General features: G+C 57.6%; 14 protein-coding genes and 1 pseudogene. 9 read left to right on the forward strand and 6 right to left on the reverse strand.

Annotated elements, in window-relative coordinates; all coding sequences use genetic code 11:
• Positions 1-66: 66 nt before the first annotated feature.
• The 8 genes and pseudogenes from KHU33_RS16860 to KHU33_RS16895 all read left to right on the forward strand — a co-directional run bounded on the left by KHU33_RS16860 (position 67) and on the right by KHU33_RS16895 (position 7,860).
• Positions 67-705, forward strand: a complete 639-nt coding sequence (locus KHU33_RS16860) for a LysE family translocator (RefSeq protein ID WP_211464993.1) — start codon at positions 67-69, stop codon at positions 703-705.
• Between the two features lie 43 nt (positions 706-748).
• Positions 749-2,021 (forward strand): annotated as a pseudogene (gene rsmB, locus KHU33_RS16865) (16S rRNA (cytosine(967)-C(5))-methyltransferase RsmB).
• 51 nt (positions 2,022-2,072) lie between these two features.
• Complete coding sequence (locus tag KHU33_RS16870; RefSeq protein WP_230414331.1) at positions 2,073-2,639, forward strand: DUF4390 domain-containing protein; 567 nt, start codon at positions 2,073-2,075, stop codon at positions 2,637-2,639.
• A 2-nt stretch (positions 2,640-2,641) separates the two neighbouring features.
• Positions 2,642-4,939, forward strand: coding sequence for an ATP-binding protein (locus KHU33_RS16875; RefSeq protein WP_211464997.1), 2,298 nt, complete (start codon positions 2,642-2,644; stop codon positions 4,937-4,939).
• 149 nt (positions 4,940-5,088) lie between these two features.
• Positions 5,089-5,811 carry a response regulator gene (locus KHU33_RS16880; protein ID WP_211464999.1) on the forward strand — a complete coding sequence of 241 codons (723 nt, stop codon included), beginning with the start codon at positions 5,089-5,091 and terminating at the stop codon, positions 5,809-5,811.
• Between the two features lie 18 nt (positions 5,812-5,829).
• Positions 5,830-6,198 carry a GTPase gene (locus KHU33_RS16885; protein WP_211465001.1) on the forward strand — a complete coding sequence of 123 codons (369 nt, stop codon included), beginning with the start codon at positions 5,830-5,832 and terminating at the stop codon, positions 6,196-6,198.
• A gap of 249 nt (positions 6,199-6,447) precedes the next feature.
• Positions 6,448-7,347, forward strand: a complete 900-nt coding sequence (gene rpoH / locus KHU33_RS16890; protein WP_211465003.1) for an RNA polymerase sigma factor RpoH — start codon at positions 6,448-6,450, stop codon at positions 7,345-7,347.
• A 105-nt stretch (positions 7,348-7,452) separates the two neighbouring features.
• Positions 7,453-7,860, forward strand: coding sequence for a thiol-disulfide oxidoreductase DCC family protein (locus KHU33_RS16895; protein ID WP_211465006.1), 408 nt, complete (start codon positions 7,453-7,455; stop codon positions 7,858-7,860).
• Positions 7,861-7,940: 80 nt separating this feature from the next.
• On the opposite strand, the gene KHU33_RS16900 is transcribed toward KHU33_RS16895, so the two are convergent.
• The 5 genes from KHU33_RS16900 to KHU33_RS16920 form a co-directional block, all read right to left on the reverse strand.
• Positions 7,941-8,573, reverse strand: a complete 633-nt coding sequence (locus KHU33_RS16900; RefSeq protein ID WP_211465008.1) for an SCO family protein — start codon at positions 8,571-8,573, stop codon at positions 7,941-7,943.
• Positions 8,574-8,581: 8 nt separating this feature from the next.
• Entirely contained in the window at positions 8,582-9,466 is an 885-nt protein-coding gene (gene cyoE, locus KHU33_RS16905; RefSeq protein WP_211465009.1) for a heme o synthase, read from the reverse strand.
• Positions 9,463-10,623, reverse strand: coding sequence for a COX15/CtaA family protein (locus KHU33_RS16910; protein ID WP_407928296.1), 1,161 nt, complete (start codon positions 10,621-10,623; stop codon positions 9,463-9,465). Before KHU33_RS16910 ends, cyoE begins: the two co-directional genes overlap by 4 nt.
• Positions 10,624-10,630: 7 nt before the next feature.
• On the reverse strand, positions 10,631-11,149 hold the full coding sequence (locus tag KHU33_RS16915; protein ID WP_230414336.1) for an SCO family protein: 519 nt from the start codon (positions 11,147-11,149) through the stop codon (positions 10,631-10,633).
• Positions 11,150-11,225: 76 nt separating this feature from the next.
• Complete coding sequence (locus tag KHU33_RS16920; protein WP_211465012.1) at positions 11,226-11,984, reverse strand: SURF1 family protein; 759 nt, start codon at positions 11,982-11,984, stop codon at positions 11,226-11,228.
• Positions 11,985-12,019: 35 nt separating this feature from the next.
• On the opposite strand from KHU33_RS16920, the gene KHU33_RS16925 reads away from it, so the two are divergent.
• Positions 12,020-12,220 carry a twin transmembrane helix small protein gene (locus KHU33_RS16925; RefSeq protein WP_092394731.1) on the forward strand — a complete coding sequence of 67 codons (201 nt, stop codon included), beginning with the start codon at positions 12,020-12,022 and terminating at the stop codon, positions 12,218-12,220.
• 53 nt (positions 12,221-12,273) lie between these two features.
• Here the strand turns inward: KHU33_RS16925 and KHU33_RS16930 are convergent.
• A partial coding sequence (locus KHU33_RS16930) for an integrase core domain-containing protein (RefSeq protein WP_211465017.1) occupies positions 12,274-12,368 on the reverse strand: 95 nt, incomplete at its 5' end.

Raw genomic sequence — 12,368 nt, forward strand, 5'->3', positions numbered from 1 at the left:
ACTGTAGGTGAGCAGCCATATCCCCGCTACAATCGCATTGTTACCATACTGTCTAGCTGCGTCGCCATGATTTCCTTCGGCATTACTGATTTCGGCCTGTTTCTGATGGCTGTCCTGCTGCTCAACGCCACCCCCGGCCCGGATACCGCTTATATTGTCGGCCGCAGCGTGGCGCAGGGACGCCGCGCCGGTTTGCTGTCGGCGCTCGGCATCACGGCCGGCTGCTGCATCCATGCGACTCTCTCGGCCTTCGGCCTGACGGCGCTGCTGGCGGCTTCCGCCACAGCCTTCATGGCGGTGAAACTGGCCGGCGGCGCTTACCTGATCTATCTCGGCATCAAGATGTTGCTCAACAAGAAGACCGTCGCCAGCGAAAATCTGCCGCAGCCGGATCTGCGCTCGCACAAGACCATTTTTCTGCAAGCCCTGATCACCAATGTGCTCAATCCCAAGGTGATCTTGTTTTTCCTGTCATTCTTTCCGCAGTTCGTGCGCCATGATTCGCCGCACAAGATCGCTGCCTTTTTGTTGCTTGGCGCGGTGTTTTCCGTCGTCACGCTGTGCTGGAACAGCAGCACAGCCATGCTGGCCGGTACGCTGACGCGCCACGCCGGCAATAATCCCCAGATCAAGCATTGGCTGGAACGCACAGTTGGCGCCGCTTTTGTTGCCCTTGGAATAAAACTGGCACTGACAAAGAACTGATTCCTTAACCACAATCACCGACAGAAACGACCTGAACCATACAGTGACCTATTCGACCCTCAAAAAAGATTCTCTCGCCTTCAGCCTGTTAGGCGCGGCCCAAGCCATTGCCCTGGTGCGCGACGGCGCGGCGCTGCCGCAGGCGCTGATCCAGGTATTTGCACAATCGGCAGCACCGGCGCCGACGCGCGGCGCCATCCAGGATATCGCCTACCGTACCATGCGCGGCATCGGCCGTGCCGAAACCTTGCTGAGCAACCTGGCCAGCCGGCCGCCGGAACCGACCTTGCTGCATTGTCTGCTATGCGCCGCGCTGTGCCTGCTGGCCGATGTCGACGATCCTGCTTATGAGAATTTCACGGTGGTCGATCAAGCTGTCACCGCGGTCTCTTCCGATCCCCAGATGGCCCATGCCAAGGGCATGGCGAATGCAGTGCTGCGGCGCTTCCTGCGTGAACGCGAAGCCTTGGTGGCGATCGCCGTCAAAACGCCGTTCGGCTTATGGAATTATCCGGTATGGTGGATAGACCGCATGAAAGCTGCCTACCCGCAGCAGTGGCAAGCCATCCTCACCGCCGGCAATACAGCGCCGCCGCTGACCTTGCGCGTCAATCGCCGCAAAACCTCGGTGGCCGCGTATCTGGAAACGCTGGCAAGCCACGCGATAACCGCCCGGAAAATCGGCGCGGACGCCATACGGCTGGATACGGCAATGCCGGTGGCCCAGATTCCCGGTTTCGAAGACGGCCTGGCGTCGGTGCAAGACGCCGCCGCCCAGCTTGCAGCGCCGCTGCTGGACTTGCAAGACGGCATGCGGGTACTGGACGCCTGCGCCGCGCCTGGCGGCAAGACCGGCCACATCCTGGAAACCGCCGATGTCGAACTGACCGCGCTGGACAACAATCCCAAACGTTTGCAGCAAACTGCAGCTGGGCGACGCCAGCATCGGCAGCCAGGGCAAGGACTGGTGGGACGGCCAGCCGTTCGATCGCATCCTGGCTGACGTCCCTTGCACCGCCTCCGGCATCGTGCGCCGTCATCCAGATATTCGCTGGCTGCGGCGCAAGACCGATACCGAGCAACTTGCAACACTTTCGGCAAAGATTCTGGACAATCTTTGGCAGATGCTACGCCCGGATGGTAAATTGCTACTCGTAACATGTTCCGTATGGCCACAAGAATCAGAGGCCCAGGCCGCGGCCTTTGCTGCGCGGAATAATGCGCGCAGACTGCCGGCGCCCGGTCAACTGCTGCCTACAGCCGATGCGGAACGCGACCATGATGGTTTGTTTTACGCGTTGTTCCAGAAGTGCTGACGCCCTTTCCGCGATAACTTTTTAACATATCCGAAACCAGTGACACGACCATTGCCTCAATTCATAAAATACTGGCTGCTGGCCCTGCTGCTGGTTCTGTCTTTTAGTCCCCCGTCCAGCCTTGCATCCGACGGCGTTGAATTGAGCCAGGCCCATATCGAAGCCGGCGACGACGGCTACCGCTTGTCGGCGACGTTTTCATTCGATCTCAATCGCGGCCTGGAAGATGTGGTCAATCGCGGCGTCACTCTTTATTTCACGACCGATGTCGAGCTGACCCGGCCGCGCTGGTACTGGTTCGATGAAAAGGCCATTACTGCAACCCAAACCATCCGTCTGCAATACAACGTCATCACGCGGCGCTATACCGTGGCCATCAACGGCAGCCTGCAACAGAGTTTTACTACGCTCGACGACGCCCTGTCCCTGATCCGCCGGCCTAGCCGCTGGCTGATCGCCGACAAGAGTGCGCTCAAGAGCGGCGAAGTGTATCGCGTCGCGGTACGCATGGGCCTCGATCTGGGGCTGCTGTCCAAACCGTTTCAAATCAACGCCCTCAACAATAGCGATTGGCGCTTTTCTTCCGACTGGAAGAGCTTCAGCTACAGGGCAGAATAATCGTGTCGCGCGCGCTACGTTATTTGCTGGTGGTCGGCGGCGCCATCGTCAGCATCCTGCTATTTCTTCTTTCTTCGGCGTCGGCCAATTCGGATTTTTTCGATAAGCACTATTCATGGCTGCTAGGCATGAATGCACTGGTGGCGGTGGCGCTGTTTGTGCTGGTCTGCCTGCTGCTCGGACGCTTGTATAACCGTTACAAGCGCGGCAAATTCGGCTCCCGGCTAACCGCCAAACTGGTGTTCATGTTTGCGCTGATCGGCATCTTGCCGGGGGTTGTGATTTATCTGGTGTCGGTGCAATTTGTGTCGCGCTCGATCGAATCCTGGTTCGATGTCCACGTTGAATCGGCATTGCAGTCCGGCTTGAACCTGAGCCACGCTGCGCTCGAATCTTCCCTTGGCGATCTCAGCACCAGGGCGCGCACGCTGGCGGTGGAATGGTCGGAATTGTCGAATTCGGCGCAGGCAACCCAGCTGGGCCGGCTCAGCGACCAGAATCTGGAAGCCTCGATAGTCACCGCCAACGGCCAGGTGATCGCTTCCGTCGGCGGCCATCTGGGGACGCTGGTGCCCAATCTGCCGTCGCCCAATATGTTGCAGCAGGCGCGCCTGCCGCGAGGCTTTTCCGCCATAGAAAGCGCTCAGGATAATCCTGATGGCGGCAAGGCTACCTCAGCCACCAGCAACGACAGCAGCGACCTGCGCTTGCATGTGGTGGTTGAAATCCCGCCGCCGCTGAGAAGTGCTTCCCTGCAGAACGAAACGCATTTTTTGCAGATGATACAACCGGTGCCAACGTATCTGGCAACCAACGCCGAAGCACTCGGCTCAGCCTATAGCGAATACCAAGAGCGCTCCCTGGGCCGTTCCGGCCTACGCAAGATCTATCTGGTGACCTTGACGCTGACCTTGCTGCTGGCGGTTTTCGGCGCCATCGCCAGCGCCTTCCTGATTGCAACCGACCTGGCCAAGCCCTTGCTGTTGCTGGCGGAGGGAACCAAAGCCGTGGCCGAAGGCAATCTGTCGCCGCGGCCGATTGTCGCCACCTCGGACGAACTCGGCACTTTGACCCAATCATTCAACCTGATGACACGTCAGCTGTACGACGCGCGCGCCTCGGTTGAAAAGAATCGCAGCGAATTGGAAAACGCCAAAGCCTACCTGGAGTCGGTATTGGCCAACATGTCTGCCGGCGTGATGGTGCTGGACGGCGATTTCCGGCTGGTCACCAGCAACCAGTCGGTAGAGCGCATCCTGCAATACGATTTTTCACCGCATATCGGCCAGCCGCTTACCATCATCGACGGTCTGGCGCACTTCGCGGAAGTCATCATCAACGCCTTCTCCGAGCAGAACGCGCAATTCGCCAGCGGCAAGATCGGCCCCGAGCTGCTGCACTGGCAACAGCAGATCGAGATCCCGCGCCGGGTCGACAGCGGCGAGAGCAACGATAGCGACGACATCACCTTGCTGACGCGCGGCTCGCGCCTGCCGGTTGAAAACCGTACCGGCTACGTGGTGGTGTTCGACGATATTTCCGACGTCATCTCCGGCCAGCGTTCAATTGCCTGGGGTGAAGTGGCGCGCCGCCTGGCGCATGAAATCAAGAATCCGCTGACGCCGATCCAGCTCTCGGCCGAGCGCTTGCAGATGAAGCTGGAAGACAAGCTGATGACCCACGATGCAGCTATCCTAAAGAAGAGCACCGCCACCATCGTCAACCAGGTAGCCGCCATGAAGCGCATGGTGGACGATTTCCGCGACTACGCCAAGACGCCGCCGGCGGTATTAGGCGAGCTGGATCTGAATGTGCTGGTGGCGGAAATCCTGCATCTCTATTTGGCAGGCGACGAACGCGATATGATTCATGCATCGCTGGCGCCGGGTCTGCCCAAGATCATGGGCGACGCCACCCAGTTGCGGCAGGTGATCCATAATCTTTTGCAAAATGCCCAGGATGCGGTCATGGATCGCAGCGACGACTCTGCGCCGCCGCGCATCGACCTGGTGACCGAGCGCATCAGTTATCAAAGTTCGGATGGCTTGTCGCGCACCGCAGTGCGGCTTTCGATTGCCGACAATGGCTCCGGATTCTCGCCCAAGATACTGGCCAGGGCGTTCGAACCTTACGTCACATCGAAGCCGCGCGGCACCGGCCTCGGCTTGCCGATGGTGAAAAAAATTATCGACGAACACGGCGGCCGCATCGATCTGCAGAATCGAAGCGATACAAAGGGCGCAAAAATCCTTATTTTGCTGTTAAAGTTAGCCACGAATGAGGATTCGGCCATAATTTGATCAAGAACAGCTGCAAATTGGCGATTCGCTGATATAGCATACGTATCCGGACGCGGAAATAAAACAAAGAGACATTGATAACTTAACTGGGCTGTCCGAACAGCCCATACAGTGGGATTTGATGCAACAGGAAATGGGAAGGCTACCGCATGGCTAACATCCTAGTCGTTGACGACGAAATGGGAATTCGGGAATTGCTCTCGGAAATTTTAGGTGACGAGGGGCATGTAGTAACCGCCGCGGAAAATGCACAACAAGCTCGCGAATTTCGTCAGGGCGGCGTGCCCGATCTGGTGCTGCTGGATATCTGGATGCCCGACACCGACGGCGTCACGCTCTTGAAAGAATGGCAGCGCGACGGCTTGCTGACCATGCCTGTCATCATGATGTCCGGTCACGCCACTATCGATACCGCGGTGGAAGCAACCCGTATCGGCGCCCTGAATTTCCTGGAAAAACCAATTGCTCTGCAGAAGCTGTTGAAAGCGGTTCAGCAAGGCTTGTCGCAAGGCCCCAAGACTGCCAGGGCGCCGACGCTATATCCGCAGCCGGTGACTGCCGCGAATGAATTGAACGACGCGGTTGTCGCTGTCGGCGGCTTCAACAGCGCGGCATCGCCTGAAACGGCGCACATCACTGCCTTGCCATCGGTCGCTGTCGCATCCGAAAGTTTATTTTCGTCCTCGTTCGGCCTGCCCTTGCGCGAGGCGCGCGATGCTTTCGAGCGCGCCTATTTTGAATATCACCTGATCCGCGAAAGCGGCAGCATGACCAGGGTGGCGGAAAAAACCGGGCTGGAACGCACTCATCTGTACCGGAAATTGAAACAGCTCGGGGTTGACCCGGGGAAGTTGTCGAAAAAAGGCGGATAGAAGGCGGATAAAAGACGGATGACCCTCACCACACTGGTCAGCGGTGGCTCAGCCAATGCACGCGAGGCCGCCATCCATACTGCCGTCGAGGAAGACTTGCTACGCAGCGGCGTCCACCTCAACACTGCGCTCATACTGGAAGGCCTGTCTGACGGCAAACTGGCAACCTTGCCGCATGAGCTAGACATCAAACGGATCGCGCCCGGCTGCTTTTGCTGCATTGGCAACTTGACCCTGCGCGTCACCTTGAACCGCCTGCTGCGCAAACCGCCGGCACGGCTATATATCAGCATTGCAGACAATACGCACCTGCCGCAACTGCGTGATTTCCTATGTCACGCCCCGTATGACGCCTTGCTCCAGATGACCCCGGACCTCGTGGTTTGACAAGCGTCGCTCAAGCCGCCATGCGGCTGCGCAGCATTTCCTTAGGCATGGACGCAACTTTCCCCGGATTTACCCGTCTAAATCGATGCACCGAACAATCAAAAGAATTACATCGATAGCAACAGACTATATACACTCTTTAACAAATCCTATTAGCACTCGATAATAGAGAGTGCTAATATATTCGAGTCAAACGTCTGATCGTTGATCTACCGGCAGTTTTAGCTGACCGGACAGCAAGGAGAAAGAATGAAGAATCCATCAGTCAACACAGCTTTAATTCCCGTCGATACCAATGCCTTGGCGCTCGGCTTTTCCGGCACGCTGGGGAATATCGACGCGTATATCTCGGCGGTCAATCGCCTGCCGATGTTGACACATGATGAAGAAATTTCCCTGGCCCAACAATTACGCGATAAAAACGACCTCGGCGCAGCTCAAAAGCTGGTGCTTTCGCATTTGCGCCTGGTGGTCTCGATCGCGCGCGGCTATCTCGGCTACGGTTTGCCGCATGCCGATTTGATTCAGGAAGGCAATATCGGCCTGATGAAGGCCGTCAAACGTTTTGATCCGGACCAGGGCGTACGGCTGGTGTCGTATGCGATGCACTGGATCAAGGCGGAAATGCATGAATACATCCTGAAAAACTGGCGTCTGGTGAAGGTAGCCACCACCAAGGCGCAACGCAAGCTGTTTTTCAACCTGCGCAGCCACAAGGAAGGGTTGGACGCCATGACCCCGACCCAGGTCGACGCCTTGGCCAAGACCCTCAACGTCAAGCGCGAAGAAGTGATCGAGATGGAAACCCGCCTGACCGGCCGTGACATCGCGCTGGAAGCGCCGACCGATGACGACGATGATAAATTCGCACCGATCGCCTATCTGTCGACGGAAGCGCAAGAGCCTAGCAAAGTGCTGGAAGCGCAGCGCTACGACCGCATGCAGTCGGAAGGGCTGGAATCGGCTCTGAGCAAGCTGGATGACCGTTCCCGTCGCATCGTTGAAGCACGCTGGCTGGCCAACGATGACGGTTCCGGCGCCACCTTGCATGAACTGGCGGATGAATTTGGCGTGTCGGCAGAACGGATACGGCAAATCGAAGCGGTTGCACTGAAGAAGATGAAGGGTTCCTTGGCGGCGTTTGCCTGATAAGACATTGCTGACCGGACCTGCAAAGGCCCCTGTAGCCGACGCTACAGGGGCCTTTATTTTATATCCTCTGTCCCGTCCTGATGAACCGGAAGAGATCACCATATGATTATTGTGTTCGATGCAAAATGCCTGGTCTGCTCCAGCTGGGTGCAATTCCTGCTGAAGCACGACCAGCAACGGGTATTCCGGTTTGTGTCGATTCAGTCCAGGGCGGGGATGGACTTGCTGGCCCGAGCCGGCTTGAACATCACCACCCTTGAGACGCTGTTGCTGGTTGACGGCGAACGCCATTATCGGCACACGGCCGCGATATTAAGGGTTCTGCACCAACTCGGTTACCCATGGAAGCTGGCTTGGATAGTGTGGCTAGTGCCGTCGTTCATACGGGACGCCGCTTACCGTTGGGTAGCCCGCAACCGCTACCGCATATTCGGTCGCAGCGATGCATGTTTCCTGCCCAATGCCGAGCATCGCCTGCGCTTCATGGAAGACACGGCAGAGCATCGTTAATCGCTGGATAAAAAAGAAAAAAGCAGAACCTTGCCAGATTCTGCCTTGATTGCGCGGGGACGACAGAGCGCCCCTAACGATTATTTCAACAACAGTTTCAGATCGTGGGCGATCGGGTCAGGCCCCTGGCCGTGGCGTACGAACAGGCGAATGTGGCCTTCCGGATCAAACACATAGCTGCCGGCGGTATGGTCCATGGTGTAGCTGCCCGGGGTCTTGCCCGGCACTTTCTGGTAGAACACACGGAATTCCTTGGCCACCTTGTCGGTCGCTGCCTGGTCGCCATACAGGCCGACAAAACTTGGATCGAAAGCCGGTACATACTTGGACAGCAAGTCCTGCGTGTCGCGCTCCGGATCAACGGTGACAAACAATACCTGCACCTTGCTGGCCAAAGGCCCCATTTCTTTCATGACATTAGCCATCTCAACCATAGTGGTCGGACAAACGTCAGGACATTGGGTATAGCCGAAAAATACCAGCACCGCCTTGCCCTTGTAATCGGCCAGTGTGCGCGGCTTGCCGGTATGGTCTGTCAGGGCAAAATCGCGGGCGTAGCCGAGGCCGGTGACGTCGGTGTTGATGAAAGCGCTATTGGCCGGCGACAGCGTCATTTCCTGGCCGCCGCCGGCCGGCTTGTCGCCACAAGCGGCTAGAGACAGAGCCGTCAGCAGGCCGGCAACAATGGAGACGACAGAAGTAACACGCTTCATGTTTGCTTTCAGAATTTGAGATAGTGATCGACCAGCAGAGCGGCGAACAGCAGCGACAGGTAGACGATCGAATAGGCGAAAGTCTTGCGCGCAATCAGATCGGTGTAATGTTGATAGATCTGCCATGCATACCAGAGGAAAATCAGGCCCAGCACAGCCGCGCTGGCCAGGTAGATCGGGCCGCTCATGCCGACCGCAAACGGCAGCATGGTGGTGGCCACCAAGGCAATCGTATAGAGCCAGATCTGGAACTGGGTGAATTTCATGCCATGCGTGATGGGCAGCATCGGCAAACCGGATTTGGCGTAGTCGTCGCGCCGGTACATGGCCAGCGCCCAGAAATGCGGCGGGGTCCAGACGAAGATAATCAGCACCAGGATCCAGGCTTGCATCGGCACGTCGTTAGCAATCGCGGCCCAGCCCAGGGCCGGTGGCATAGCGCCGGCAAGGCCGCCGATGACGATATTCTGCGGCGTCGCCGGTTTCAAGATGATGGTGTAGATAATTGCGTAGCCGACAAAAGTGGCAAAGGTCAGCCACATGGTCAGCGGATTGACGAAGTTGTACAGCACCCACATGCCGAGCCCGCCGATCACGCCCGAAAATACCAGGGTCTGGGGCACGGTGATTTCACCGCGCGCCATCGGCCGCCGCGCAGTGCGCGCCATGCGCGAATCGATTTCGCGCTCGACCAGGCAGTTGACGGCAAAAGCAGCGCCGGCCAGCAGCCAGATGCCGAGGGTGGCGGCGATCAGGCGTTGCCAGTCGGGCAAACCCGGAGTCGACAGGAACATGCCGATGACCGCGCAAAACACCGCCAGCTGCGTAACGCGCGGCTTGGTGAGCGCCCAGTACTGGGCAATTCGATTGGGTGGTACGGTCAAAGCGGTCATGGATGCGGATTCAGGCGATCAACAGTTACTGGATGGCCAGGCACTGCCGAAACAGAATGCAAGCCAGGCGCGAGTCGAGCTTTGTAGTTTAACATGACCAGCAGCACCAGCAGCAGCGCCGCCCCACCGTTGTGCGCCACGGCGATCGCCAACGGCCAGTTCAGGAAAATGGTAGACAAGCCGGTAATCAATTGCAAGCCGACAACGATCAGCAACCAGCGGCCGCTGTTCTGCAAGCCCTGAGTACGCAAGGCTTTGCAGGCCAGCCAGACGATGAAGGCGATCACCACAAACGCGAAGCAGCGATGGGTCCAGTGGATCGCCGTCAATGCCTGGAACGACAGGAATTCGCCGTCAGCCGTCATGCCCAGATGGCGCCATAGCGTGAAACCATTGGCAAAATCCATCCGCGGCACCAGCGCGCCATGGCATAGAGGGAAATCGGTGCATGCGAGCGCGGCATAGTTGGTGCTTACCCAGCCGCCCAGGGCGATTTGCAGAATCAGCAACAGCAGGCCGACCAAGGCTGGCTTCACCAGAGCGGCGGCGCTAGCCGCCACCGGGGCATGCTCGCTTTGGCGTGCGGCCAGCCAGGTCAGCATGGCCAGCAAGGTCAAGCCAAGCAGCAAATGGGTGGTGACGATCACCGGCTGCAGTTTTTGCGTCACGGTCCAGGCGCCGAAAGCGCCCTGCAAGCAGACGAATAAAAACAGCAAAGTCGGATAGCGAGGAGAAAATTTGTTCTCCTGCTGCACCGTCGATTTCCTGGTTTTAAACCAGCGCATCCAGGCAATCACCATCAAGGCGATGATCAGCACCCCGACTCCCATCGCAAAATACCGATGGGTCATTTCGATCCATGCCTTCATCACTGTCACGGGGCCGGTCGGCATTGCTTCCTGGGCTGCGCTGATATGTTCGTGCGCTTGCAACGGATTGGCGTGTCCGTAGCAGCCTGGCCAGTCAGGGCAGCCGAGACCGGAATCGGTCAGCCGCGTGAAAGCGCCGAACATGATCAGGTCAAAAGTCAGGAACAGTGTCACCCATACCAGCTTGCGGTATTTATTGCTGTCGCTGGAAACCCAGACTACGCAGAACGCCAGCAAGGCAACCAACACTCCCATGCTGCCGAGCTGAACTAACATTGGCGTTGTCATCGCAAACTCATCCTATCGCCGAAGCCCGCAATAATTTGGACAGATCTTTTTTGACTTTGCTTGGATCGGCATCCTTGGGGAAGCGCATCATCAGATGGCCGAGCGGATCGATCAGGTAGATATGATCGGCGGCGCTGGTACCGGCCTCGGTCGGCAGCCAGGCTTTCAGCAATGCCGGCTTGACCCGCAACAGCCTGGTGCCGTCATATTCACGCATCACCATGGTTGGCAAAGGTTGATCGTCGGTAATCAGCCAGACCCGTTCCACCCGTTCCATTTCCTTGCCCTGCATCAAACGCAACTGGCGCATCTCAAACAGCTTGTCCTGACAAGCCTTCTCGCAATCGCCGCCATCGGCTTGCACCATCAACCATTTGCCTTTGTAGTCGCCCAGAGTGGCTGGCTTGCCGTCCAGCGTAGTGCTGCCCAGTTCCGGGACCGGATAGTCGCGCGGATCGAGCAGCGCACCGTAGTTGTTGCGGCTTTGCGGCTTGATCACGTAGTACGTGAAATAAGAGGCAATCATGGGCGCCGCGCATACCGCAATCACCGCGAACAATTTCCAGCGGCCGCTCTGGCGCTGTTTATTGCCGGCCGGATTGTCAGCCCGATTGCCGGCCGGCTGGCTTGTTGGTGTTTTTTGATCCACGTCTAAATCCTGTCACAACAAAAAAAATGCATGCCATCACGGCCAGCGCATACCATTGGAATGCATAGCCGCGGTGCTTTTCGATACCGAGCGAAGGCCTGGGCCAAGCGCGCAGCAAATGGTCTTCGGTGTTGCTGGTTTGCTCGATCACGAATGGCTGCAGCTTGAGTTTACTGGCTGCGGCAAATTCGTTGATCGCCAGATTTTGCACAATCGCCTGCGGCCGCAACGGAGCGGCGTCGCCTAATTGCAGGACATGGCCGAAATCGCGCCTGGCCAATCCTTCTATCTCGATCGCGCCGCCCGGCGTCGGGTAGGACGGCAGCTTGCTGCGATCCGCGGGATCGCGCGGCAGCCAGCCGCGCGCTACCAGCACGTAACTGTCCGGCAGCGCGTCCGGCGCCGTCAGCTTGAACGGCATCAGCACATAAAACCCAGCCACGCCGTTCAAGGGACGATTGTCGAGATAGACCGGCCAGCCGGGAATAAATTCACCGCGCAACGCCATGCGCCTGAATTCGAGTTGATCGACGTCCTGCGAGGCGTTGCTGAATTTGATGGCAGGATCCGCTTCACGCTGCAATAATTTGCTTTCGATCGCCTGCTTTTGATCGCCGCGCCGGGTTTGCCATTGTGCCAACATTATGCCTAGTACCACCAGCAAAACGGTCACCACAAATGGAATCAGCCGAAACCGGAATCTGATTGGCATTACAATATCGCCTTAGTCAATTCTTTGGCCCAAAAATGAAAATCGTCGTCGCCATCGCCTTCATCCTGATCATCGGCAGCCTTGCCTCCGCACTGATATTCCTGATGCGCGATAAAGGCAAAAGCAACCGTACGGTGCAAGCCTTGACCATGCGCGTCGGCTTTTCGGTCGCCCTGTTCATCCTGCTGTTGGTCTTATACAAACTCGGCTATATCCAGCCGACCGGGTTGCACTAAGCAGCGCTGCTTCAAGAACTTTGTCCAGTCCTAAAATAGGTTGACAGGTTTTATTACAACACAAACGCTCGATGCACCGCATCGGGCGTTTTGTATTTCAGGGCCGTATGCGGCCGTTCCCGGTTGTAGATCCGAACGGATTGCGCCA

The organism is Collimonas silvisoli, assembly GCF_018305005.1.
Lineage (GTDB): Bacteria > Pseudomonadota > Gammaproteobacteria > Burkholderiales > Burkholderiaceae_D > Collimonas > Collimonas silvisoli.

What these genes read in the sequence shown, in the direction of transcription:
- KHU33_RS16860 (WP_211464993.1), top strand. Translation starts at nt 67, where the DNA reads ATGATTTCCTTCGGCATTACTGATTTCGGCCTGTTTCTGATGGCTGTC.
- KHU33_RS16880 (WP_211464999.1), top strand. Translation starts at nt 5,089, where the DNA reads ATGGCTAACATCCTAGTCGTTGACGACGAAATGGGAATTCGGGAATTG.
- KHU33_RS16885 (WP_211465001.1), top strand. Translation starts at nt 5,830, where the DNA reads ATGACCCTCACCACACTGGTCAGCGGTGGCTCAGCCAATGCACGCGAG.
- rpoH (WP_211465003.1), top strand. Translation starts at nt 6,448, where the DNA reads ATGAAGAATCCATCAGTCAACACAGCTTTAATTCCCGTCGATACCAAT.
- KHU33_RS16895 (WP_211465006.1), top strand. Translation starts at nt 7,453, where the DNA reads ATGATTATTGTGTTCGATGCAAAATGCCTGGTCTGCTCCAGCTGGGTG.
- KHU33_RS16900 (WP_211465008.1), bottom strand. Translation starts at nt 8,573, where the DNA reads ATGAAGCGTGTTACTTCTGTCGTCTCCATTGTTGCCGGCCTGCTGACG.
- cyoE (WP_211465009.1), bottom strand. Translation starts at nt 9,466, where the DNA reads ATGACCGCTTTGACCGTACCACCCAATCGAATTGCCCAGTACTGGGCG.
- KHU33_RS16910 (WP_407928296.1), bottom strand. Translation starts at nt 10,623, where the DNA reads ATGACAACGCCAATGTTAGTTCAGCTCGGCAGCATGGGAGTGTTGGTT.
- KHU33_RS16915 (WP_230414336.1), bottom strand. Translation starts at nt 11,149, where the DNA reads ATGATTGCCTCTTATTTCACGTACTACGTGATCAAGCCGCAAAGCCGC.
- KHU33_RS16920 (WP_211465012.1), bottom strand. Translation starts at nt 11,984, where the DNA reads ATGCCAATCAGATTCCGGTTTCGGCTGATTCCATTTGTGGTGACCGTT.
- KHU33_RS16925 (WP_092394731.1), top strand. Translation starts at nt 12,020, where the DNA reads ATGAAAATCGTCGTCGCCATCGCCTTCATCCTGATCATCGGCAGCCTT.